Source organism: Rhodococcus sp. HNM0563 (genome assembly GCF_012726195.1).
GTDB lineage: Bacteria > Actinomycetota > Actinomycetes > Mycobacteriales > Mycobacteriaceae > Rhodococcus.
In genome coordinates this window covers 116609-140101 of the sequence record NZ_JAASAF010000004.1, presented here as the reverse complement: position 1 = coordinate 140101, position 23493 = coordinate 116609, and the positions used below count along the sequence as shown (strand labels likewise).

The 23493-nt window shown below is 65.4% G+C and carries 26 protein-coding genes; 15 read left to right on the top strand and 11 right to left on the bottom strand.

Going from position 1 to position 23493, the window contains the following annotated elements; genetic code table 11:
* Positions 1–116: 116 nt before the first annotated feature.
* Positions 117–386, bottom strand: a complete 270-nt coding sequence (locus tag HCA61_RS10480; RefSeq protein ID WP_169688442.1) for a DUF2277 domain-containing protein — start codon at positions 384–386, stop codon at positions 117–119.
* Positions 387–509: 123 nt separating this feature from the next.
* Here HCA61_RS10480 and HCA61_RS10475 point away from each other — a divergent pair, with 123 nt between their 5' ends.
* Positions 510–914: a hypothetical protein gene (locus HCA61_RS10475; RefSeq protein ID WP_169688137.1), complete on the top strand. Its 405-nt coding sequence runs from the start codon at positions 510–512 to the stop codon at positions 912–914.
* Positions 915–979: 65 nt separating this feature from the next.
* Here HCA61_RS10475 and HCA61_RS10470 read toward each other — a convergent pair whose 3' ends face one another.
* Genes HCA61_RS10470 through HCA61_RS10455 form a run of 4 tightly spaced genes read right to left on the bottom strand, consistent with a single transcriptional unit; the run spans position 980 to position 4796 of the window.
* Positions 980–2134 (bottom strand): acetyl-CoA C-acetyltransferase, encoded by a 1155-nt coding sequence (locus HCA61_RS10470; RefSeq protein ID WP_169688136.1) that lies wholly within the window; start codon positions 2132–2134, stop codon positions 980–982.
* Between the two features lie 9 nt (positions 2135–2143).
* Positions 2144–2752 carry a TetR/AcrR family transcriptional regulator gene (locus HCA61_RS10465; RefSeq protein ID WP_169688135.1) on the bottom strand — a complete coding sequence of 203 codons (609 nt, stop codon included), beginning with the start codon at positions 2750–2752 and terminating at the stop codon, positions 2144–2146.
* A gap of 38 nt (positions 2753–2790) precedes the next feature.
* Positions 2791–3591 carry an SDR family oxidoreductase gene (locus HCA61_RS10460; RefSeq protein WP_346777540.1) on the bottom strand — a complete coding sequence of 267 codons (801 nt, stop codon included), beginning with the start codon at positions 3589–3591 and terminating at the stop codon, positions 2791–2793.
* The gene (locus tag HCA61_RS10455; RefSeq protein WP_169688133.1) at positions 3588–4796 is read right to left on the bottom strand and encodes an acyl-CoA dehydrogenase family protein; all 1209 of its coding nucleotides are present in this window, start codon (positions 4794–4796) and stop codon (positions 3588–3590) included. Before HCA61_RS10455 ends, HCA61_RS10460 begins: the two co-directional genes overlap by 4 nt.
* Positions 4797–4840: 44 nt before the next feature.
* Between HCA61_RS10455 and HCA61_RS10450 the strand changes: the two genes are divergently transcribed.
* The 8 genes from HCA61_RS10450 to HCA61_RS10415 are packed head-to-tail and all read left to right on the top strand — an operon-like array spanning position 4841 to position 12673.
* Entirely contained in the window at positions 4841–6388 is a 1548-nt protein-coding gene (locus HCA61_RS10450) for a FadD3 family acyl-CoA ligase (protein ID WP_169688132.1), read from the top strand.
* A complete protein-coding gene (locus tag HCA61_RS10445) occupies positions 6385–7254 on the top strand; it encodes an enoyl-CoA hydratase (RefSeq protein WP_169688131.1) in 870 nt (289 codons plus the stop codon). Before HCA61_RS10450 ends, HCA61_RS10445 begins: the two co-directional genes overlap by 4 nt.
* A complete protein-coding gene (locus HCA61_RS10440; RefSeq protein ID WP_169688130.1) occupies positions 7254–8414 on the top strand; it encodes an acyl-CoA dehydrogenase family protein in 1161 nt (386 codons plus the stop codon). The genes HCA61_RS10445 and HCA61_RS10440 overlap by 1 nt, the downstream gene beginning before the upstream one ends.
* Complete coding sequence (locus tag HCA61_RS10435) at positions 8411–9385, top strand: acyl-CoA dehydrogenase (protein ID WP_169688129.1); 975 nt, start codon at positions 8411–8413, stop codon at positions 9383–9385. Before HCA61_RS10440 ends, HCA61_RS10435 begins: the two co-directional genes overlap by 4 nt.
* Positions 9382–10431, top strand: coding sequence for an acyl-CoA dehydrogenase family protein (locus tag HCA61_RS10430; RefSeq protein WP_169688128.1), 1050 nt, complete (start codon positions 9382–9384; stop codon positions 10429–10431). Before HCA61_RS10435 ends, HCA61_RS10430 begins: the two co-directional genes overlap by 4 nt.
* A gap of 20 nt (positions 10432–10451) precedes the next feature.
* Positions 10452–11003, top strand: a complete 552-nt coding sequence (locus HCA61_RS10425) for an AAA family ATPase (protein ID WP_169688127.1) — start codon at positions 10452–10454, stop codon at positions 11001–11003.
* A 10-nt stretch (positions 11004–11013) separates the two neighbouring features.
* The gene (locus HCA61_RS10420) at positions 11014–11889 is read left to right on the top strand and encodes an aldo/keto reductase (RefSeq protein ID WP_169688126.1); all 876 of its coding nucleotides are present in this window, start codon (positions 11014–11016) and stop codon (positions 11887–11889) included.
* Between the two features lie 55 nt (positions 11890–11944).
* Positions 11945–12673 carry an acetoacetate decarboxylase family protein gene (locus HCA61_RS10415; RefSeq protein WP_169688441.1) on the top strand — a complete coding sequence of 243 codons (729 nt, stop codon included), beginning with the start codon at positions 11945–11947 and terminating at the stop codon, positions 12671–12673.
* Here HCA61_RS10415 and HCA61_RS10410 read toward each other — a convergent pair.
* The 3 genes from HCA61_RS10410 to HCA61_RS10400 are packed head-to-tail and all read right to left on the bottom strand — an operon-like array spanning position 12657 to position 14820.
* On the bottom strand, positions 12657–13340 hold the full coding sequence (locus HCA61_RS10410) for a GntR family transcriptional regulator (protein ID WP_169688125.1): 684 nt from the start codon (positions 13338–13340) through the stop codon (positions 12657–12659). The genes HCA61_RS10415 and HCA61_RS10410 overlap by 17 nt on opposite strands.
* Positions 13327–14064 carry a maleate cis-trans isomerase gene (locus tag HCA61_RS10405; protein WP_169688124.1) on the bottom strand — a complete coding sequence of 246 codons (738 nt, stop codon included), beginning with the start codon at positions 14062–14064 and terminating at the stop codon, positions 13327–13329. The genes HCA61_RS10410 and HCA61_RS10405 overlap by 14 nt, the downstream gene beginning before the upstream one ends.
* A 15-nt stretch (positions 14065–14079) precedes the next feature.
* A complete protein-coding gene (locus HCA61_RS10400) occupies positions 14080–14820 on the bottom strand; it encodes an Asp/Glu/hydantoin racemase (RefSeq protein WP_169688123.1) in 741 nt (246 codons plus the stop codon).
* 80 nt (positions 14821–14900) lie between these two features.
* Here HCA61_RS10400 and HCA61_RS10395 point away from each other — a divergent pair, with 80 nt between their 5' ends.
* Both HCA61_RS10395 and HCA61_RS10390 read left to right on the top strand, forming a co-directional pair.
* On the top strand, positions 14901–15875 hold the full coding sequence (locus HCA61_RS10395; RefSeq protein ID WP_169688122.1) for a D-2-hydroxyacid dehydrogenase: 975 nt from the start codon (positions 14901–14903) through the stop codon (positions 15873–15875).
* Between the two features lie 43 nt (positions 15876–15918).
* Positions 15919–17292 carry an amidase gene (locus tag HCA61_RS10390; RefSeq protein WP_169688121.1) on the top strand — a complete coding sequence of 458 codons (1374 nt, stop codon included), beginning with the start codon at positions 15919–15921 and terminating at the stop codon, positions 17290–17292.
* Between the two features lie 119 nt (positions 17293–17411).
* On the opposite strand, the gene HCA61_RS10385 is transcribed toward HCA61_RS10390, so the two are convergent.
* The gene (locus HCA61_RS10385) at positions 17412–18164 is read right to left on the bottom strand and encodes an enoyl-CoA hydratase-related protein (protein WP_169688120.1); all 753 of its coding nucleotides are present in this window, start codon (positions 18162–18164) and stop codon (positions 17412–17414) included.
* A gap of 313 nt (positions 18165–18477) precedes the next feature.
* Between HCA61_RS10385 and HCA61_RS10380 the strand changes: the two genes are divergently transcribed.
* The 4 genes from HCA61_RS10380 to HCA61_RS10365 all read left to right on the top strand — a co-directional run bounded on the left by HCA61_RS10380 (position 18478) and on the right by HCA61_RS10365 (position 21611).
* A complete protein-coding gene (locus tag HCA61_RS10380; RefSeq protein ID WP_169688119.1) occupies positions 18478–18933 on the top strand; it encodes a tautomerase family protein in 456 nt (151 codons plus the stop codon).
* A 32-nt stretch (positions 18934–18965) separates the two neighbouring features.
* Positions 18966–19526 (top strand): TetR/AcrR family transcriptional regulator, encoded by a 561-nt coding sequence (locus HCA61_RS10375; RefSeq protein ID WP_169688118.1) that lies wholly within the window; start codon positions 18966–18968, stop codon positions 19524–19526.
* Positions 19527–19572: 46 nt separating this feature from the next.
* A complete protein-coding gene (locus HCA61_RS10370) occupies positions 19573–20466 on the top strand; it encodes a thioesterase family protein (protein ID WP_169688117.1) in 894 nt (297 codons plus the stop codon).
* Positions 20467–20591: 125 nt separating this feature from the next.
* Complete coding sequence (locus HCA61_RS10365; protein WP_169688116.1) at positions 20592–21611, top strand: alcohol dehydrogenase catalytic domain-containing protein; 1020 nt, start codon at positions 20592–20594, stop codon at positions 21609–21611.
* A 73-nt stretch (positions 21612–21684) separates the two neighbouring features.
* Here the strand turns inward: HCA61_RS10365 and HCA61_RS10360 are convergent, their stop codons facing one another.
* Both HCA61_RS10360 and HCA61_RS10355 read right to left on the bottom strand, forming a co-directional pair.
* Positions 21685–22182: a DUF3830 family protein gene (locus tag HCA61_RS10360; protein ID WP_169688115.1), complete on the bottom strand. Its 498-nt coding sequence runs from the start codon at positions 22180–22182 to the stop codon at positions 21685–21687.
* Between the two features lie 18 nt (positions 22183–22200).
* Positions 22201–23442, bottom strand: coding sequence for an aminotransferase class III-fold pyridoxal phosphate-dependent enzyme (locus HCA61_RS10355; RefSeq protein ID WP_169688114.1), 1242 nt, complete (start codon positions 23440–23442; stop codon positions 22201–22203).
* Positions 23443–23493: the final 51 nt, after the last annotated feature.

Sequence of the window (23493 nt, the reverse complement as noted above, 5' to 3'; positions counted from 1 at the left end):
CCGGAGCCGACGCTGAGCGGCAACCGAATGCGCCCGACGGCTCCTCGACAACGTGCACAGTTATGGCCTGCGTCACGCTACCCGCGGATGGGTGCCCGGGAACCGAATTGATGGATTCAGCCGCGCGCGGCGATCCTCGCCTGCACTTCGGGGCGTCGCAGCGGCGGCACCGTCGGTGGTGGTTGCCGTCGCTCGGGAAGGAGCTCGAGCAATCTCGTGGTCGTCGCGGCGACCTCCGCGACGGCTTGCTCGAATGACTCCCGGGTGGCATCGGACAGTTTGTGGATTCCGCTGACCTTACGGACGTACTGCCGAGCGGCCGCCTCGATCTCCTCGGCGGTCGCTACCGGTTCGAGCCCGCGCAGCTCGGTGATGTTCCGGCACATGCCTTCGAGAGTAGTCCCGAACATCATGCGCGACATCCTGTCGAGGAGTACAGATGAGTGCGTTCGCTGCGTAAGGTCGACCAGTTGTCGACCGATCTGTTGTCACCTATGTGAGGGAGCCGGATGCGATTCCGATACGCAAGTGCCGCCGCGGCTGTGTTGTCCACCGCAGCGATCGTCCTGACCACCCCGGGTACAGCGGGAGCCGCCGCGACCGCCGAGGTCGTGCCCGGCAGAGCCCGGATCCTGGTGAACGTCCACGGCGTGCCGGTTCATCCGGAGAGTTGCCGCGTCGACCCCGACGCCGACGGCAACACTCAGAGTTTGCCGCTGGAACCGTCGAGCCGGATGGTCGCGCACCAGGTCGCCCCCGGAAAACGGCACGTCAAGGTGTGGTGCCCGGACGGTGGCATCATCTACGACGGGTTCGTCGACGTCCTGCCCGCCGACCCTGTCGCCGATTTCTTCGACACCGTGTTCCGCACAGCGGGCAGCAGCGACCGCGTCACCGATCCGACGCTGCGCTGACCCAGGGAACCGAATGCCCACGGTGACGGCACTGTGTCCGTCACCGTGGGCATTCCGTTCGGGGACTACTCCGAGATGCGCTCGATGATGGTCACGTTCGCGGTACCGCCGCCCTCGCAGATGGTCAGCAGGCCGTAACGGCCGCCGGTGCGCTCGAGCTCGTTGAGCAGGGTCGCCATGAGCTTGGTGCCGGTCGCGCCGAGCGGGTGACCGAGCGCGATCGCACCACCGTTGACGTTGACCTTGGCCGGGTCGGCGCCGATCTCCTTGATCCATGCGAGCACGACGGGAGCGAACGCCTCGTTGATCTCGATGACGTCGATGTCGTCGATGGTCAGGCCGGTCTTCTCGAGTGCGTGCTGGGTCGCCGGGATCGGCGCCGACAGCATGAAGATCGGGTCGTCGCCGCGGGCACTCATGTGGTGGATCCGCGCGCGCGGCTTCAGACCGTGCTTCTGCACGGCTTCGTCCGAGGCGAGCAGCAGCGCGCTGGCGCCATCGGAGATCTGGCTGGCGACGGCCGCGGTGAGGCGCCCACCGTCGACGAGGACGTTGAGCCCGGCCATCTTCTCGAGGCTGGTCTCACGCGGCCCCTCGTCGGTGGTGAACTCCCCGACCGGGACGATCTCGTTGTCGAAGCGCCCCTCGGCGATGGCAGCCTTGGCGCGCTCGTGGCTCTGCAATGCCCACTTCTCGAGGTCCTCGCGGCTGATGTCCCACTTGTCGGCGATCATCTCGGCGCCGCGGAACTGCGACACCTCCTCGTTGCCGTAGCGCTCGGTCCAACCCGCCGACTCGGCGGTCGGGGTCGTGAAGCCGTACTGCTGGCCGACGATCATCGCGGCGGAGATCGGGACCTGGCTCATGTTCTGCACGCCGCCGGCGATGATGAGGTCGGCCGTACCGGACAGGATCGCCTGCGCCCCGAACTGGATGGCCTGCTGGCTCGAGCCGCACTGACGATCGACGGTGACGCCGGGCACGTGCTGCGGGAGGCCCGCGGCCAGCCACGACATGCGTGCGATGTTGCCGGCCTGGCCACCGATCGCGTCGACGCAGCCGAAGATGACGTCGTCGACGTCCGACGGGTCGATGCCGGTGCGCTCGACGACGGCCTTGATGACGTGCGAGCCGAGGTCGATCGGGTGAATGGGAGCCAGGCTGCCGTTCTTCTTACCGATCGGAGTGCGGATAGCATCGACGATGTACGCCTCGGTCATTGTTGCTCCTTATGCGGGGTTCGGGTTCGACAGTCCGTCGAGAACGATGGAAAGGTACTGCTGCGCAACTTGTTCGACACTGAGCGCTCCGCCAGGCCGATACCAGCGCACCGCGACCCACACCGTGTCGCGGAGAAAACGGAAGACGACGTCGACGTCCACGTCGGGCCGGAACGAGCCTTCGGAGATTCCACGCTCGAGCACCCCCGACCACAGTGTGCGGAACTCGGTGTTGAGTTCGGCGATGTAGGAGAACCTGTCGCCGTCGAGGTGCTTGGCCTCGTCCTGGTAGATCGCGACCGCGGCGTGCGATCGGTCGATCGATTCGTATGAGGTGGTGACGAGGGCTTCGAGCGTCGCGCGGGGGTCGAGGCCTGCGGCCACGATCTTGCGGTACCGGTCGAACAGGTCGTCGAGGAAACCTCGCAGGATCTCGTCGACCATCGACTCCTTCGAGTCGAAGTGGTGGTAGAGGCTCCCGGAGAGGATCCCCGCGGCGTCAGCGATGTCGCGGACCGTCGTGGCGCGGACACCGCGTGACGCGAAGAGGTCGGCCGCGATGTGGAGCAGTTCGGCGCGGCGGCCGGTCTTCGCTGAGTCGTCGCGAGGTGGGGTCATGGAGCAAAAGCCTTTCGAACTTCCGGCCTGTCGAACTACTAGGCCCGCTGCGAGGAGATCGAGACGATCTCGCCGGTCAGGTAGGTGGTGTAGTCGCTCGCCAGCATCGCGATCGTCGCAGCGATCTCCCACACCTCCGCCGCACGACCGTACGCCTCGTCGGACGCCAGCCGGTCGAGCAGTTCCTCGCTGGTCACCTTCGCGAGGAAAGCGTGACGCGCGATGGACGGGGCGACGGCATTGATGCGGACACCGAATTCGGCAGCCTCGATCGCCGAACAGCGGGTGAGCGCCATGACGCCGGCCTTCGCCGCGGCATAGTGTGCCTGCGAGTGCTGGGCACGCCAGCCGAGCACCGACGCGTTGTTGACCAGGACTCCGCCGTGGCCGGCCGACTTGAAGTACCGCAATGCGGCGCGCGTCGCCCGGAATGTGCTCGTGAGAGTGACGTCGAGGACGCGATCCCACTGTTCGTCGGTCATGTCGACGACCGGGGTCTCTCCACCGAGTCCGGCATTGTTGATCAGCGTGTCGATGCGGCCGAGCTTCTCGGCGGCACCGGTGATGAGTGCGTCGACCTGCTCGGTGGACGACACGTCGCACACGATGGAATGCACCTGCTGTTCGGGGAACTCCGCGGCGAGCTTGTCGGCCGCCTCACCGAGGCGACGCTCATGGAAGTCCGAGATCAGGACGTCGGCGCCCTCGAGCAGGGCGCGTCGCGCCGACGAGAAACCGATTCCTGTGCCGGCCGCCGCGGTGACGACGACTTTCTTGCCTGCGAGCAGCCCGTGCCCGGGGGTTTCGACGGGCGGGGTGGACAGCGGGGAGATGGTCACGGGCGAGCCTCTCGGGGAAGGCCGAGCACACGCTCGGCGATGACGTTGCGCTGGACCTCGTTGGATCCGCCATAGATGGTGTCGGCGCGGGTGAACAGGAACAACCGTTGCCATTGGGCGAGCTCGAGGTGTTCCGGGTCGGTGATGTTCGACGGTGTTCCCGCGTGATCGTGATCGGGTGCGACGAGCGACGCCGCGCCTTGCGCTTCCATTGCAAGGACACCGAGGTCGCGGTGCCAGTTTGCCCACAGCAGTTTGGCTACCGAGGCCTGGCCGGGGTCGGCGTCGCCCAGGGTGCGAAGGGCGTGGGCGCGCATCACCCGCAGCCCGATGCGGGCTCGGGCGATCTTCTCGCGGATATTGGGGTCGTCGATCGAGCCGTTGGCCCGCGCAAGGTCGACGACACCGTCGAGTTCGCGGGCGAAGCCGATCTGCTGGCCGAGGGTGGAGACGCCGCGTTCGAAGGTCAGCAGACCCATCGCCACCTTCCACCCGTCGCCGGGCTCCCCGACGACGAGGTCGGCATCTGTCACCGCATCGTCGAAGAAGACCTCGTTGAATTCGGAGGTGCCGGTGAGCTGCTGGATCGGCCGGACGGTGACGCCGGGCTGGTCGAGCGGCACGAGCAGGAAACTCAGACCCTGGTGGCGGGTCGATCCCGGTTCGGTGCGCGCAATCACGAACGCCCACTGGGCGACGTGTGCAAGGGACGTCCACACCTTCTGGCCGTTGATGATCCACTTGCCGTCTTCGAGGCGCGCGGTGGTCGAGACGTTGGCGAGGTCGGATCCGGCACCCGGTTCGGAGTATCCCTGGGCCCACAGTTCGGTGACGTTGCGAATTCCGGGGAGGAATCGCTTCTTCTGCTCCTCTGTACCGAACGCGATGAGGGTGGGTCCGAGCAGCTCCTCGCCCAGGTGGTTCACCCGGGCAGGCGCGTCGGCCTTCGCGTATTCGGTGTGGAAGGTGACCCGCTCCTCCATGGTGGCACCGCGCCCGCCGTATTCGGTGGGCCAGCCGATGCAGGTCCATCCGGCCTCGGCGAGATGGCGATCCCACGCGAGTCGTTGTTCGAAGAACTCGTGCTCGCTGCCGGGCCCGCCTTTGCCCCTGAGGGCGGCGAATTCGCCGGTCAGGTTCTCGTCGAGCCACGTCCGCACGGTGGCCGCGTACTCGGTATTTTCCAGGCTCTCGCTCTCTTGCACGTCTGTACGATAACCTACCAAGCAATTGCTAGGTAGGGAGCTCAGTGAACACACATCCGAGAACCACGCCGGCCGCCCTCGTCCGCTCTGCCGAGACCTGGCCCGACCGGCTCGCGATCGTCGACGGCGAGACCCGACTGACCTTCGCACAATTGCACGCACACGTGCGGGATTTCGCCGCGGCTCTGGTCGCTCGAGGCGTCGAACCTGGTGCGCGCGTCGCGATCTGGTCGCCCAACACGTATCACTGGGAAATCGCTGCTCTCGGTGTGCATTGGGCCGGTGGCATCGTCGTCCCCGTCAACACCCGTTACACCGCCGGTGAAGCAGCCGAGATCATCGAACGCGTCGACGCGTCCGCGCTCGTCATCGTGGGCGACTTCCTCGGCTCCGATCGCTACGCACAACTCCGCGCGGTCGCACCCGATCTCACCGTTCCCACAGTCGTGCGAGTCCCGGTCAGCGGGAACGACAATCCGGTCGACGGCGTCACCGACTGGGACGATTTCCTCGCCGGTGCCACCGACGCGTCGCGTACCGATGCCGACGCTCGCGCCGCGGCCGTCGAGCCCGACGATCTCTCCGACATCCTGTTCACTTCCGGCACCACCGGAAAGAGCAAGGGCGTACTCAGTGCGCACCGCCAGTGCATCGGAGTCGCGCAGGCGTGGTCCGAATGCGCCGAACTGACCGTCGACGACAACTACCTCGTCATCAATCCCTTCTTCCACACCTTCGGATACAAAGCCGGGATCGTCGCGGCGCTGCTCGCAGGGGCAACGGTCATCCCGCTCGCGGTCTTCGACGTCGAGAAGGTCATGACGATGGTCTCGGCCGAACGCATCAGCGTGCTACCGGGCGCACCGACGATCTACCAGAGCATCCTCGACCACCCGCGTCGCGGCGACTACGACCTGAGCAACTTGCGCATCGCGGTCACCGGCGCCGCACCGGTGCCGGTCTCGCTCGTCGAACGCATGCAGACCGAACTGAACTTCGACGCGGTGATCACCGCGTACGGCCAGACCGAGGCCGTGGTCGCCACGATGTGCCGCACCGACGACGACCCCGTCACCGTGTCGACTTCGTCCGGACGCGCGACCGCCGACTTCGAGGTGCGGATCGGCGACAAGGGCGAGATCCTGCTGCGCGGCCCGAACGTGATGCTCGGCTACCTCGACGATCCCGAGGCGACCGCCAAGACCATCGACTCCGACGGCTGGTTGCACACCGGCGACGTCGGCACACTCGACGAGCGCGGGTACCTCGACATCACCGACCGCCTCAAGGACATGTACATCAGCAACGGATTCAATGTGTACCCCGCCGAAATCGAGGCGTCGCTGCTGCGGATCCCCGGTGTCCACGAGGTCGCCGTCATCGGCGTGCCCGACGAACGGGCCGGAGAGGTCGGCTGCGCCTTCGTCGCCACCTTGGACGGAGCGAACCTGACCGAGGATCACGTTCTCGCCTACGCCAAAGAGAATCTGGCCAACTTCAAACGACCCCGGTCGGTGCGCTTCGTCGACCACCTTCCCCGGAATGCGTCCGGCAAGGTCCTGAAAAACGTTCTGCGTGAGGAGAAGTCATGACAGTCCCCTTCGAGCCCGACGTCGTCACCTATGAGGTACGTGACGGCATCGCGATCGTCACCCTCAACCGTCCGGACTACCGGAACGCCCAGAACTCGGTGATGACGTATGCCCTCGACGCGGCCTTCGAGAAGGCCGTCGAGGACGACGAGGTGAAGGTGATCGTACTCGCGGGCAACGGCAAGCACTTCTCCGCCGGCCACGACCTCGGCACCCCCGGTCGCGACCACCACGTGCACTACGACAACAAAGCCGTCATGTGGTGGGATCACGTCGACAAGCCGGGTGGCGACCAGCGGTACGCCCGCGAGATGGAGGTCTACCTCGGGATGTGCCGCCGCTGGCGGGAGATCCCCAAGCCGACCATCGCGATGGTCCAGGGGGCATGCATCGCCGGTGGACTCATGCTCGCGTGGGTGTGCGACCTCATCGTCGCCTCCGACGACGCCTTCTTCTCCGATCCCGTCGTGCGCATGGGCATTCCGGGTGTCGAGTACTTCGCACACCCCTGGATCCTCGGCACCCGGTTCGCCAAGGAGATCCTGTACACCGGCGACCGCTTCACCGCGCAGCGCGCCTACGAGGTCGGCATGGTCAGCCGGGTCGTGACGCGCGACGATCTCGAATCCGAGACCCTCGCCCTGGCCGGACGTATCGCGGAGATGCCGCGATTCGGCCTGGCACTGACCAAGCGTGCCGTGAACCAGTGCGAGGACCAGATGGGTATGCGTAACGGCATGGACTCGGTCTTCGGGCTGCATCACTTCGCACACTCGTACAACGCGGAGGTCGGCACCGACTCCCTCGGCGGCATGGACGCCAAGTCGATGGCTGCCAGCGCTCGCCCGGCGAAGGAGAGCAAGTGATGGATCTGGAACTCGACTCCGCCACTACCGCTTTCCGTGACGAAGTTCGGGCATTTCTCGCCGAGAACGTCCCGAACACCCCACTGAAGTCGATGGACACCGCCGAGGGGTTCGAGGAGCACCGGGCCTGGGAGCGACTGCTTGCCGATGCACGCCTATCCGTCGTCTCGTGGCCCGAATCGCTCGGCGGACGCGACGCGACCCTCGAGCAGTGGGTGGTGTTCGAGGAGGAGTACTACCGCTCGGGTGCACCCGGCCGGGTGAGCCAGAACGGCATCTTCCTGCTCGCCCCCACCCTGTTCGAGCACGCGAAACCCGAACAGCTCGCACGCATCATGCCTCGCATGGCACGCGCCGACGACATCTGGGCCCAGGCCTGGTCGGAACCCGAATCGGGCAGCGACCTCGCGTCACTGCGCTCGACCGCCACGAAGGTCGATGGCGGCTGGCTGCTCAACGGGCAGAAGACCTGGAGTTCGCGGGCATCGTTCGCCGACATGGGCTTCGGCCTGTTCCGGTCCGACCCCGAAGCCCAGCGCCACAAGGGCATCACGTATTTCATGTTCGACCTGCGCGCTGAGGGCGTCACCGTCCGGCCGATCGACCAGCTCGACGGCGAACCCGGCTTCGCAGAGATCTTCCTCGAGAACGTCTTCGTCCCCGACGACCCGTCGAATCCCGCCGAGTCCGGCGTGATCGGTGAGGTCAACGCGGGATGGCGGGTCGCGATGAGCACCGCGTCGAACGAGCGTGGCCTGTCGCTGCGTGCGCCCGGACGGTTCCTCGCCACCACCGATCGTCTGCTGCAGCAGTACGCGCAGTCACCGCTCCACGGCGACACCGCGCTTCGGAACAAGGTCGCCGACGCGTGGATCGGTGCACGCGCCTACGAACTGTCGACGTGGGGCACGGTCACCAGGCTCACGAACGGTGGCCAACTGGGTGCCGAATCGTCGATCAACAAGGTGTTCTGGTCGGAATGGGACATCGCCGCACACGAAACCGCCCTCGACCTGCAGGGTGCGCACGCGGAGGTGGTCGACAACTGGACCGACGGCTACCTCTTCTCGCTGTCGGGCCCGATTTACGCCGGCACCAACGAAATTCAGAAGAACGTCATCGCCGAGCGGTTGCTCGGCCTCCCGAAGGGTGACCGATGAGATTCGCACTCGATGAGTCCCACGAGGACTTCGCGTCGAGCATCGACGCACTCCTCACCAAGTCCGACATGCCCGCTGTCATCCGCGCATGGAACAGCGGAGACACCGCACCCGGCCTGACCGTGTGGCAGCGACTCGCAGAGACCGGCGTGAACGGCCTGCTCATTGCCGAGGAGCACGATGGTCTCGGTGCCGACGCCGTCGACCTCGTCGTGGCCATCGAACAGTTGGGCCGCCACGCGGTTCCGGGCCCGGTAGTCGAAACCGTCGCTGTCGTACCCGCGCTGCTTGCAGCGGTTGCTCCGGATCGTCTCGCGGCGCTGGCCTCCGGGACGCTCGCGACCGTCGCGGCAGCTCCGCACACGCCGTATGCGGTGGATGCCGATACAGCCGCGCTGCTCCTGCAGGTCGACGGTGAGTCGGTCTCGACGGCCACCGCGGGTGTGCAGCACGCGTCGGTGGACCTCGCGCGTCACCTGTTCGAGGTCTCGCCCGCCGACGTGCTCGGCTCGACTCGGTTCGACTCCGCGTTCGACCTCGGTGCACTCGCAACTGCCGCACAATTGCAGGGCCTCGGCCGCACCCTGCTCGACATGTCTGTCGACTACGTGCAGCAGCGTAAGCAGTTCGGCCGGGTCATCGGTTCGTTCCAGGCCATCAAGCATCACCTCGCCGACGTTGCCGTCGCATTGGAGATGGCACGTCCGCTTCTCCACGGTGCAGCGCTCGCGGTCCGCGATGGACTGCCCACCGCGTCGCGCGACGTGTCGGCGGCCAAGGTCGCGTGCGGCGATGCCGCCTACCTCGCGGCACGTACGGCACTGCAGGTGCACGGCGCCATCGGATACACGCAGGAATACGACCTGTCGCTCTGGATCACGAAGGCCCGCGCACTCGTCACCGCGTGGGGCACACCCGATTTCCATCGCGAGCGCGTCGTCGCGGCACTCGAGAACGGGATCGCGTCGTGACATTCGAGACCGAAGATCGCGGCGCACTGCGGGAGTCGGTGCGCAGCCTGCTGGCGAAGCACTCGGATTCCGCTGCCGTCCGCAAGGCGATCGCGTCCCGCGACGGCTACGACGCAGATCTGTGGTCGCGGCTCGTCGAGCAGGTCGGGGTTGCAGCACTCGCCATCCCCGAAGAGTACGACGGTGTGGGCGCGTCCTGGGCCGAAACTCATGTCGTGCTCGAAGAACTCGGTCGCACGCTGACTCCGTCCCCGTTCCTCGGATCGGCCGTACTCGCCTCACGGACGGTGCTGCTCTCGGGCGACACCGACGCCGCATCCAGGCTGCTGCCGGGCATCGCTGCCGGCGAGATCGTCGCGGTGTGCTGGGCATCGGAAGCGGGTTGGCACCGGCCGGGTGTGGTCGCCGACGGCGACCTGCTCACCGGCACAGCGCACTACGTCCTCGGCGGCGACATCGCGACCACACTGCTCGTGATCGCCACCGACGGTGACACCACAGCGCTGTTCGAGGTGGATCCGCAGACCGACGGCGTCGCGCGTCGCAGGGTTCCGACGATGGACCCGACCCGTTCACTGGCCGAGGTGTCGTTCTCCGCTGTCGCAGCCCGCAGGTTGTCGTCGACCGACGACCTGGTGGAGCAGTTGCGAACGGCCGCGGTGATCGCCGTGTCGGCCGAACAGGTGGGCGCTGCCCAGGCGACTCTGGATCTGACGGTCGAGTACACGAAGAACCGCAAACAGTTCGGACGTGTCATCGGTTCGTTCCAGGCGCTCAAGCACCGTATGGCCGATATGTATGCGCTCGTCGAAACTGCGCGATCCATGTCGTACGCGGCGGTGCTGTCGCAGGATCCGCAGGATGCCTACGCGGCGAAGATCTACTGTTCGGAAGCATTCCAGCAGGTCGCATCCGAGGCGGTGCAGCTGCACGGCGGCATCGCGATCACGTGGGAGCACGACGCACAGCTGTTCTTCAAGCGCGCGCACGGCACCTCTCAGTTGTTCGGGCAGCCGCGCGAATATCTGGTCGCAGTCTCTGCCTGACCGCGGGTAGTCTCCCCCGGGTGCCTCTCCTCGATTCGTCGACGCCCCCGCCCGATCGCCCCTGCCGCATCGTCGTGGCGGGGGCATCGGGTTCCGGGAAAACGACACTCGCGGCGAAGATCGGCGATTCCCTCGGGATCGAGCACATCGAAATCGACGGGTTGCATCATGGGCCGAACTGGACGCCGCGGCCGTCGTTCGTCGCCGACGTGGAGGACTTCACCTCACAGCCGTATTGGGTAACCGAGTGGCAGTACACCGTGGTCCGTCCATTGCTTGCGGAGCAGGCCGATCTGATGATCTGGCTCGATCTACCTCGCCCCGTCGTGATGCGGCAGGTGATCCGCCGGACGCTGCGCCGGCGAATCCGGCGTGAGGTGTTGTGGAACGGCAACGTGGAACCGCCGTTCTACACACTTTTCACCCGACGCGAGAACATCATCCGGTGGTCGTGGTCGACGTACGGCTCGTACACGGGGCGTATCCGTGAGGTCCTCGAACGGCATCCCGATCTTCCCGTCGTGCGGCTGACGAGCCGACATGACATCGACGGGTGGACGGCCCGCCTTTAGGCTCGAACGTATGACGACTCCCGAAATCGCGCTGAACTCCGGAACCACCATCCCGCAGCTGGGCCTCGGAGTCTGGCAGGCCACCAACGATGAGACCGAGCACGCCGTCCGATTCGCAATCGACGAAGCCGGCTACCGACATATCGACACCGCCGCCGCGTACGGAAACGAGGAAGGCGTGGGCCGCGCACTCGCGGGCACGTCGGTTCCACGTGAAGACATCTTCGTCACCACCAAGCTCTGGAACTCCGACCAGGGCTACGAATCTGCTCTGAAGGCGTTCGACTCGAGCCTGGCGAAGCTGGGCACCGACTACGTCGACCTGTATCTGATCCACTGGCCGCTACAGAACAACGATCGTCTGCTGCGCACGTGGGACGCACTCGAGAAGATTGTCGAGTCCGGCCGGTCAAAAGCCTTGGGGGTGTGCAACTTCGAGCCGCACCACCTGCAGTTGCTCGTCGACCGCGGTGGCCTGTTGCCCGCCGTCGATCAGGTGGAACTGCACCCGAACCTGCCGCAGCAGGCGATCCGCTCGACCGCTGCAGAGCACGGCATCGCCGTCGAGTCGTGGAGCCCGCTCGGTGGCACCAGCAACTCCGGCTGGGGCCCGAATTCGAAGCCCAACATCCTGCTCACCGACCCCGTCGTCGACCGGATCGCCGATCGTCACAGCAAAAGCGCGGCGCAGGTGCTGATTCGGTGGCATCTGCAGAACGGTCTGATCGTGATCCCGAAGTCGGTGCACGACGAGCGCATCGCCCAGAACATCGACGTGTTCGATTTCGAGCTGTCCGATCTCGATCTCAGCGAGATCGACACCCTCGACAACGGCAATCGTGTGGGCGCGCACCCGGACGAGATGAACGTCGGTGCGCCCAGCTGACCTGTTCCCATAATTTCTGTAACGTGTTCTCATTATTGCCATGAGCGACACTCACATGGTGTTGGGTACACCCGTCGAGATGCCCGTGCAGGTGCGCGCGGCCACGGCATTCATGGCGGTGTTCCCAGTTCCGACGACGCCTGCACAAGCGCTGATCGACCACACCGGTCTGGAGATCCTGCAGTACCGGCCAGGTCGCGGCTTGTGCACGCTCGTGTTCGTCGACTACGTGGACGGCGACCTCGGGCCCTACAACGAGTTCGGAGTCTGCTTCCTCGTGCGCGACCACACGCGGCGAGGCGGTGGCGTGGCGCAGGATCTGCGCGACCTCGCCACCGGCGGCGCGGGCGCACTGATCCACCAGTTGCCGGTCGACGGAGAATTCACGCGCGCGGCGGGTCGCGGGATCTGGGGCTTCCCGAAGATCCTCGCGGATTTCGACGCCGACCATCGCAGTGGGACCAAGCGCGGGAGTGTGAGCTGCGACGGCGCGCTGATCGCGGAGATGTCCGTGGCTCCCGGCGTCCCCGTTCCGGGCAAGGGTATCGCCGCGTCGCTGGCCGCCTACGCACACCTCGATGGCGTCACCCGGCGCACGACGTGGGACATGAATCCCAGCGGCGTCCGCACTCGGCTCGGCGGCGCGACGCTGCGGCTGGGCACCCATCCGATCGCCGAGGAGTTTCGCCGCCTGGGTCTGCCCCGACGTGCACTGGTCACGTCGTCGATCCCCGACCTGCAGATGACCTTCGGCAATGCCGAGGTCGTCACCCCTGGCCTCTGAGGCCCTGATCTCTGAGCCGATCGACGGTGTCGTGCAGGTGCTCGCCGAGAAGCTTGCGCACCACGTCGGGTTCGGCGGTGCGGATCGCCTCCCGCAGCGCGACGTGCTCGTCGACCTGCACGTGCAGATCCGGATAAGTCGTGTGCAGCGCCCCGAGGCACATGCGGGTCTCGACGAGTAGCGTGCGCGCCGACCGGATCAGCCGCGGGCTCGATGCACCGGCGACGAGGATCTCATGGAACATCTGGTCGCCGTCGGAGACACCGCCGGCGTCGCCCCTGTCCGCTGCCGCGCGCATCGCATCGATCGCCGTCCCGAGATTCTGCCACGTCTGCTCACGGCGCCCGTCGAGCACGAGGTCGAGTGCACCGCCCTCGATGACGCGGCGATTGTTGTAGATGTCGACGACGTCGTCGAAGGTCAGTTCGGTGACGAAGATCCCACGGTTACGGATGCTGTAGAGGAGCCCTTCGGACACGAGGCGCTGCATGGCTTCGCGCAACGGTCCGCGCGACACAGCGAAACGTGTCGCGAGTTCGGCTTCTCCGAGTTGCGCTCCCGGCTCGATAGCACCGCGGACGATGGCCGACCGCAGTTGATCAGCGATCAGTTCCGCCGTCGACGGTTGGGCAACGGGTTGCAGATCCCCGAGATCACCGAGCGCCATGATCGACACCTTCCTCGAACAGTGTGCCCAGTTCCGGGCGTCCTAGGTTATATCCCGCGAGCCGGAGCCCTTCCCATACCGTCACCTGGTTGGCGGTGAGGACCGGCTTGCCGACGTGTGCTTCGAGGTCGCGCAGGAAGCGCAGGGTATGCATGGCGGTGTCGGGCACGAGGAGCACCTGCGCGTCGGGGTGATCGTTGGCTGCGGCGAGGTCGAGCACCTCACGGGAGGTGAGGATGCCCACCTGGGCTGCAGTCTCGATGCCCGCACCGGTGAACCCGACGACGTCGATCTCCGCGGCACTCAGGAACTCGACGAAGAGCTCGCTCACGTCGCGCGGGTAGCTTGCGGCAACCGCGACGCGGGTTGCGCCGAGGGCACGCAACGCTTCGACGAACGCGAAGCTCGTGCTCGACGCGGGGATGCCACCGATGGCCGCCGAAAGCTGATCGACCTGGTCACGCGCGCCGTCCCATCCGTACACGAAGCTCCCGGACGTGCAGGCCCAGACGACGGCATCGGGTTGCTCCGGCGTGAGCTTCGCTGCCCCAGCGGCGAGTTTCCCAGGACTGCCGAGCTCGAGAAGTTCGGGCACCGCATGCAGGTCGGTCCCGTAGATGTGAACGACGGGAATCCGCACTCCGAGAAGATCTTCGGCGAACGCGTAGTCTTCCTCGGCCGCGTGATCGGGGTAGATGATTCCGATCGTCGGACTCTCACGCACTTGAAACACCTCGCATCAGAAGACACCTCTCAACCACTGTCCCGGTCCTGTCATCGGCAGCTTCATCCTTCCGAGACACGCCCAGATCGTGAGTTGATTGGCCGTGAGTATCGGTTTGCCCAATTCACGTTCGAGGGGTGCGATCAGGTCGTAGGTCGGCAGATTGGTACAACTGACGAAGACCGCCTCGGAGTCGGACGTATCGGCACCGATGATGCGTTCGGCAATGGTGCGGTAGTTGACCCTCCAGATGCCGCCGCCGAGTCCGAGATATTCGGACCGCAGTACCTCGGTTCCGGCTTCGGCGAGGAAATCGTGCAGCAGGAGGGTGAGCTCCTCGTCGTACGGGGTGAGCACCGAGATCTTGGTCAGGTTCAATCGGTGAAGTGCCTCGAGCAGCGCTCCCGACGTCGTCACCGCCACGGGTGCGCCGGCCTCGCAGATCGCGTCGCACAGGGTCTTTTCGTACGCCACGCCTTTGACGAACGAGCCGGAGCTGCAGAGATAGGCGACCACCTCGGGCTCGACCTGCATGATGTCTCGGGTTGCGGCCATGAGGTGACGACGATCGGAGACGAGTTCGGCCATCTCCTTGCTCACCGCAACGGGTTCGAAAGGTGTGCGCGCAAGGTGCAGGCTCACTTCGAGGGGGGCCCAGCGCCACAGTTCACGTTCGAGTGCGAGATCGAACGGTGCGATGATACCGATGCCCCGCTGCACGAGAGGCCCCTCGAATTCGGGGATGTTCAATTCCATAGGGCCCTCTGCTTCTACCCGCTGACACCACCGTACGAGGATTGTTGACAATAATACGATAGGCTCTTACGGTGTCAATCGTGACAGCGAATCCTGTGGTGGCGGTGCTACATGCCGAGTCCGTGCCGGACGAGACACTCCTTGCCCCGGTCGCCGAGCACGCCGACATTCGCTACACCGACAGCGACGGCCTCGCGACCGCGCTCGCCGGAGCCGAGGTGCTCTTCGTCTACGACTTCCTCACCGATTCACTCCCCCGTGCATGGCATGCCGCCGAGACGCTGCGCTGGGTCCACGTGGCCGCAGCGGGAGTGGATCCGATCATGTTCCCGGCCCTTCGCGACAGCGATGTCACCGTCACCAACTCTCGCGGCGTATTCGATCAGCCGATCGCAGAATACGTTCTGGCGCAGATACTCTCGTTCGCGAAGGATCTACCGGGATCACTCCGGCTCCAGAGCGAGCACACGTGGCGGCACCGCGAATCCGAACGTATCGCCGGACGCACCGCTCTCGTCGTCGGCACCGGCCCCATCGGTCGCGCGATCGCACGCCTCCTCACCGCGGTCGGAATGAGGGTCCGGGGCTCGGGGCGACGCGCACGCGACGACGACCCCGATTTCGGCACTGTCACCGCCACCGAAGTCCTCGCCGAAGCACTCGCCGACGCCGACTTCGTGGTCGTCGCTGCACCCTTGACTGAGCAGACACGTGACATGTTCGATGCCTCCATGTTCCGCGCGATGAAACCGAGCGCACGCTTCATCAACGTCGGACGCGGCGACCTCGTCCGCACCGACGATCTGGTTGACGCCCTGCGTTCGGGGGAGCTTGCGGGCGCTGCACTCGACGTCGTCGACACCGAACCGCTCCCGCCGGAACACGCACTGTGGGATATTCCGAATGTCATGATCACACCGCATAATTCCGGTGACTTCCGCGGATGGAGAGACGCGCTGGTCGACGTGTTCGTCGACAACTTCCAGCGGTGGCGTTCCGGCGGTGAGCTCGAGAACGTCGTCGACAAGCACCTCGGCTACGTGCCGAGCACCTGAGGCCTGACGCCGGGAGCAAGTCCGAACACCAGGGAGGCAACTCATGAAGCCCACCGACATGACCGCGGTCGAGCTGGTGACTGCCTACTCCGCGGGTGAGCTGTCCCCGGTCGAGGCCACTCGAGCAGTTCTCGACGACATCGCCGAGCGCGACCGCGACATCAACGCGTTCTGCCTGGTCGACGAAGATCGAGCCCTGGAGCAGGCCCGCCGATCCGAGGAGCGCTGGCGCACAGGGTATGCAAAGGGACTGCTCGACGGGGTACCCATCTCGATCAAGGACATCTTCCTCACCAAGGACTGGCCGACGTTACGCGGCTCGCAGGCCGTCGACGCCGATCAGGCATGGGATGTCGACAGCCCCGTCACCGCACGACTTCGTGAGGACGGGATGGTGTTCGTCGGCAAGACGACGACACCGGAGATCGCGTGGAAGGCCGTGACAGACTCCGCGTTGTACGGGATCACCCGCAACCCTCACGACACGACGAAGACCGCGGGCGGATCGTCCGGCGGCAGTGCCGCCGCAGTTGCAGCCGGGTTCGGGCCATGTTCGGTGGGCACCGACGGAGGCGGAAGCATCCGCATCCCCGCGGCGTTCTGCGGTGTGGTCGGTTTCAAACCGACGCACGGGCGGATTCCGCTGTTCCCCGCCAGCCCGTTCGGTCCGCTTGCGCATGCCGGGCCCATCACCCGAACGGTGGAGGACGCGGCCTTGCTCACCGACATCCTGTCGCTGCCCGACCCCCGTGACCCGACCGCGCTCGCACCTCCCGTCATGACATTCCGTGGCTCACTGGACCGAGCGGTCGTCGGTCTCGATGTCGCGTACTCGAAAACGCTCGGCTACGTCTCGGTCGACCCCGAGGTTGGCGACATCATCGACCGTGCCGTGCGTCGGCTCGCTGATGCCGGCCTCGCCGTCACCGAAGCCGATCCCGGATTCGGCGACCCGCTCGAAGCCTTCGAAGTGCTGTGGGCCTCCGGCGCCGCCGCGATGCTGAAGAACTTCCCCGACGGCGCACGCGACAAGGTCGATCCGGGCCTGGCCCGAGTGTGGGAGCGCGGCGAAACACTCAGCGCCGTAGAGTATCTCGATGCTCGTGCCGTCGCCGCCGCCGTGGGCATCACCATGGGCACGTTCCACACGACGCACAATGTGCTGCTGACTCCTGCGGTACCGATACCGGCGTTCGAGGCCGGCTACGACGTGCCACCCGGGTCGTCGGCAACCACCTGGCCGCAGTGGACGCCGTTCAGCTACCCGTTCAACCTCTCACAACAGCCGGCGATCAGTATTCCGGCAGGCACTACATCGGCCGGGCTTCCCGTCGGACTCCAGATCGTGGGGCCGCGGCACTCGGACGACCTGGTCCTCGCAGTCGCACGGTTCGCGGAATATGCACTGGCCGCCTGAAGGGTTCATGACGCGCTCGGCGACAAAGGTATTCGAGTTTCCCGTCCTGCACTCAACGCTGTGCGCGATGCATTACCACAGGGGCCACAGTCAGAGGTCCTGACCGACCCCGAATACTCTCACTTTCGCGATACCGGCTGGTACTGCGCGATGGCGTGGCGAGTGACCGGTGACGTGAAAAGATCGGCAAATACCTCGACACTGGCGTCGATTCCGGGCTGGAGGCCACTGTTGAGCCAGATCTCGAACAGTCGCTTCTGCGCGGCCAGGACCTCGCGGGTGCAGCTGGACAATCCCGTAACCAGATCAGCAGTCGCGTCTTCGAGTTCGTGAGGGGCGACGATCCTGTTCACGAAACCGTAGGGCGCCAGGTCTGCGACCGAGTACATATCCGCGGTGAGGATGATCTCCTTGGCCTTGGACAGACCCCCGTAGTGGTGGAGAAGCGCCGCATCGACAACCGATGGGATACCGAGCTTCACCTCGGGCAGCCCGAACTCGACCTCAGGGTGCGCGATCCGGAGGTCCGCGGCGAGAGCCATTTCGAATCCGGCACCGAGGCAGTATCCGTTGATCATTGCGATGACAGGAACCGGGGCGAGTCTGATTGCGCCGACACAGTCGCGGACCTGAGAAATGATGCGGTGTGCTGTTTCCGGCGTTGCGTCCGCGAAGGTCTCGACATGCATGCCGGCGGAGAACGATCGGTCTCCGGAGCCAGTAAGGACGATCGCCCTGATTTCCGGACCGATTGATTCGACCGCTCCGGTAATGACCGGGAGATCTTCGACCTGGAGTGCGTTGAGGATCTCAGGTCGATCGAGAGTGATGCGGCGGGTTCCATCCTTGTCTGTGATGAGTGGCTGTCCCATGAGGACTCCTCCTTCTGTCCGGCGCGAGGGTGGGGTCGAATCGTCGGCCGCCATCCGAACGCGTCCTGCACCGACGCGCGCATGGACTCGAGATCCACCGCTTCTCCAATCCCGACTGGATCGAGCTCACCTCGAGTGAAGCATCAAGACGAGGGGACGACAAAGATCAGGACGTGTTCGGTCGGATCACCGAAACCTATGACGACAGGCCACGATACAAAACTCGATTTCGCACATGCCCTCCATCGACTCAATCGTCCGTCACCGATTATGCTATGTTGCATATAATAATTCCGACGATGAGGATGGGCTGATGCCGCTACTCGAACTGACGTACCCGAAAGGCGCCCTGACCTCCGAGGCACGCACCGGACTGGTCACGAAGCTGACCGAGATCCTGATGCATTGGGAGAGCGTCCCCGACACGCCGTTCTTCCGCGCCGCCACCTGGGTGCAACTACACGAACGCCCGGACTGGGCCGTCAATCAGGGCGGACAACGTGCCGAGCAGCCCCTCTACCTACTTTCGGCAACCGTCCCCGAAGGCGCCCTGAGTCAGCGCCGAAAGGCGGGCATGATCACGGACGCGACAGCGGCAATCCGCGAGGCCGACGGCGGCGATCCCGATCCGTACCGAATCTGGGTACACATCCACGAGATCCCCGACGGCAACTGGGGCGCCGGGGGCCAACCCATAATGTTCGCTGAGCTTCGGGCGGCTGCTGCACAAGCCCGCGCAGACCGGAATGGGAGCATTACGACCGACTGACTCGCGCGACAACAGAGGATGGTAGTGACGTCATGGCCCGTGGAACACGCGACAAGATGGTGGCGAGCGCAACCGAGGTCCTGCGGGAACGCGGACTGACCGGTACATCCTTCGACCGCGTACTGGAGCACTCCGGAGCACCCCGAGGTTCCGTCCGCCACCACTTTCCCGGTGGGAAATCAGAGATGATCCAGGCCGCCGTCGACAGGGCGGGTAACGAAGTGACCGCTCGACTGTCGTCGGCAATCGATCGCGGGGCAACGGCGGCGCAGCTCGTCGAAGGTGTCTGCGACTACTTCGGGAAATGGTTGCTCCGCAGCGACTACCACGCTGGGTGTCCTGTCGCGGCAGTCGCACAGGAAGGATACGGCGACCCCGCGCTCCGGGACAGCACAGCCGCGGCCCTTGGCCGATGGGTCGACATTCTCGCCTCATCACTTCGCGACGAGGACCGGTCCACGGGAGACGCGGACGAACTCGCTGCCATGTGCGTCGCCGCCATTGAAGGCGCGATCATGATGGCACGGGTTCAGCGCTCCCTCACACCTCTCGAAGCCACCAGCAAGCAGCTCCGAATACTACTCCACCGGTGAGCACGCGCTACCGCGTCTCATCGAAACTCGATGTAAGGCAATCAATATGACCGACAGCATGACCGAGGGGCGGCGCACTGCGGCCGCCCCCGACACCATCGACGGCTGCTTCAGACTCGACACCACCGAATTGGCCTCGGATGGCACCACATGGGAGACATTCACGCCCTCTGGGCATGCCGGCAGCCCCTGGGGCCCCGGGATCCAGCACGGAGGCCCGGTGGCGGGTCTGATGGCCCGAGCGATGGAGCGATGTCAACCACGGGACCGAACCCGGATCTCTCGCGTTACCGTCGAGATCTTGGGACCGGTGCCGCTGTCCGAGCTCAGAGTTCATGCATGGGTCGAGCGCCCCGGACGCAGAATCGAACTGGTTGCCGCCGAACTCCACTCGCGAAACTCCGACAACACATTCAGGCCCGTCGCCAAAGCCCGTGGGTGGCGACTCGTCAACACCGACACCCGAGAAGTTGCCCATCATGCCGATTCGGCCCTGCCCCCCACAGAGGACGGCGAGGCAGATGATCCCCGCTCGTTCCCTCTACCGGATTCCTGGCGGGTCGGATTCGTCAATGCCATCGATTGGCGCGTGGTGTCACCGATAGGAGTTCGCAATACCCCGACCTCGGCCTGGCTGCGGATGGCGAAGCCCCTCGTCGAAGGTGAGCCGACCAGCGACCTCACCCATGCGGTCGCACTCGCTGACCTCGCGAACGGGCTCGGCGCGCGTCTCGATCCCCATGAATGGACGTTTCTCAACACCGAGCTGTCCGTCCATCTGTTCGAGCCACCCCGAGGGTCATGGATCGGTCTCGAATGCGAAACCTCGATCGGACACGACGGAATAGCTATGAGCGCAGCCGTCATCCACACCCCCGCCGGACCCGTGGGACGCAGCACGCAGAACGTCCTGGTCGAGAAGCGTCCCGAGCGCGTGTAACCCCGCACCGCACCGGGCTTACAGCCTCAGCGGACCCAGCACCGACAAGAAGCGTGCACTGAATCTCTGGGACCACGCGCCCACATGCGCTAGCGGTACCCCAACCGTCGCGAAAGGCATACACCATGCGAGAACTCATATACACCGGACGCTGGACCGCCGAGTGGCGCGAAGCAGCAGATCCCAAAGTCGACGGCGCCGGTGAAGCGATCGTAGCTCCCATCGCGGCGACCACCTGCGACGTCGACTCTCAGATCCTCGCAGGCCGCGGCTTCATCGAACCACCCTTCGCGATCGGGCACGAATGCGTGGCGCAAGTGATCGACGTCGGAGACGAGGTCACCACGGTCCTGCCCGGCGACATCGTCGTCGTACCCTGGTCGATCAGCTGTGGCACATGCGACCGCTGCCGATCCGGACTCCACGCGCACTGCGCGAACGTACCTCACATGGCGATGTACGGCGCCCCGCTCGGTGGGTCATGGGGTGGGCTCTTCTCCGACCTCGTGAAGGTCCCCTACGCCGACGCCATGCTCGTCCCGCTGCCGCAGGGCCTCGACCCCATTGCGATGGCCTCCGCCAGCGACAATTGGTCCCTCGCCTGGCGACTCGTCGCTCCGCACGTCAGCTCCCGCCCGGACATGTCGGTCCTGGTCATTGCGCGTGGAAGCATCGGCCTCTATGTCTGCGACATAGCCAGAGCACTGGGCGTCGGGGACGTATTGTATGTCGACCCCGACGAAGGGCACCGAGCACTTGCCGAACAGTTCGGCGCGCGTACGCTTGCCGAGACCGCACCGATTCATCAAGGCTTCGATTTCGCCGTCGAGGCCACGGGACGGGTGGACCAGCTCGCGCTCGCGGCACAGTCCCTCAAGCCTGAAGGCTTCTGCGAGAGCGCCGGCAATCACTTCCAGCCCGGTGAACTTCCGTTGATCAACATGTATCTCAACAGCATGACGATGCGCATAGGACGGGACAACGTCCGATCCAACATTCCCGCGGCCCTCGAGCTGGCCGCAACCGGCAAGGTCGACCCCCGTGCCGTGGTCTCCCACGTCTTCGACTGGGAGGAACTTCCCGATCAATTGACCGAGCGGCACTCGAAGCCCGTCTTCGTTCGCAACCCGGATTCCGGCTCATAGGCCGGGCAGCGAGCATACGACCAGGTGGGTGTTCGGCGGCGACCCGGGGCGCTCGCTACGGAGTTTGCCCCGCTCACCTCGCTCGGGCGAAGGTCAGCGTCTCCCCCACCACCCCCTGTATCCACAGGTCGTTACATGCCACCGCGAGCTCGGGTAACCCGTCCTCGATGGCCGCGAACACGTTTCCCGGCACCCACCCGACGTCACCGTTGATCAGCAGGTTGTTGCGGCCATAGAACAGCGCCAGGTCGGTGGCGCCCTGCTCGTGGTGGGCCTCCGATCCCGGTTCGTACCCGTACGCGGGGTTGCCGATCTCCCACGGCTCGAAATCGAACAGGCACACATCACCGGGAATCGGTGTCACCGTAGGATTTTCACGATGCGGCGCGGTCGTGATTCGCGGGACGAGCGTATACAGCTCGTTGCGTGCGTATTTCGCGTGGAACGCGGCGCCGCTCTGCGGTAAGGCGTTCCACACCGCCTCGCATGTCAGCGGCGCCTCTGCGTCGAGGAGTCGTGCGCGGCAGGAGATGCCACGCTTGTCGAGCGTGATCGTGATGAAGCGGGCCACGGAACCTCCTGGACGCGATCAGACTTCGGCGAGCACCTCGGACCAGATGCCGAGGGCGTCCTCGACCTGCTCGGAGGTGACGATGAGCGGCGGAATCATCCGCACGACGTTCATGTATGCCCCGCAGGTCAGGAGCAACAGTCCCTTGCTCGACGCGAGTTTCTGTGCAGCCGCGGCGCGTTCGCGATCGGGAACCCCCTCGCCAGTGACGAACTCACTGCCCACCAGCAAACCGAGTCCCCGCACATCGCCTACTGCGTCGGTGGCACGTGAACGTGCCCCTTCGAGCAGTTCGGTGCCGCGTGCCGCGGCATTGTCGACGAGGCCTTCCTTCTCGATGACCTCGAGAGTGGCGATTGCGGCGGCGCACGCTACAGCGTTGGCGCCGTAGGTCCCGCCCTGGGATCCGGGCCATGCTTTGGCCATGAGCTCTTCGGATGCCGCGATACCGGACAGGGGGAACCCGCTGGCGAGGCCCTTCGCGATTGTGATCACGTCGGGCCGGGTGTCGAAGTGCTGGTGCCCGAAGAACTTTCCGGTGCGCCCGAATCCGGTCTGGATCTCGTCGAAGACGAGAAGGATGCCGTGCCGGTCGGCACGCTCACGCAGGCCTTGGAAGAAGCGGGTGTTGCCCGGAACGTAACCACCTTCGCCGAGAACGGGTTCGACGATGAACGCCGCGGTTTCGGCCGGTGAGGTGACCGTCGCGAAGAGGTAGTCGAGTTCTTTCAGCGCGAAATCGGTGGCTTGCTCCTCGGTCCATCCGTAGCGGTACGCGTTGGGGAACGGCGCGATGTGCACGCCACCCATCAGGGGGCTGAACCCCGCGGAGAATCGTGTACCGGAGGTGGTCATCGACGCGGCGGCGACGGTGCGGCCGTGGAATCCACCGTGGAACACGATCACGTTGGGACGTCCGGTGGCCTGGCGGGCCAGGCGCAGCGCGGCCTCGACCGCCTCACTCCCCGAGTTCGCGAAGAACAGCGAGTCGAGACCTTCGGGCAGGACGGCGCCGAGCCGTTCGGTGAGTTCGAGCAGGGGTTTGTGCATGACGGTCGTGTACTGGCCGTGGATCAGCGAGCCGATCTGTCGCTGTGCCGCTTCTACGACGTGCGGATGGCAGTGACCGGTGCTGGTGACACCGATTCCCGCTGTGAAGTCGAGGTATCTGCGTCCGTCGGTGCCGTAGATGTAGCTGCCGGCGGCGTGGTCGACGGTGACGGGCGTGGCTTGCTGAAGCAGTGGAGACAGTCGAGTCATGACAACCCTCCCGGGTTCGGCGACCGAGTTCGAATCCCAATCCTATTGTTG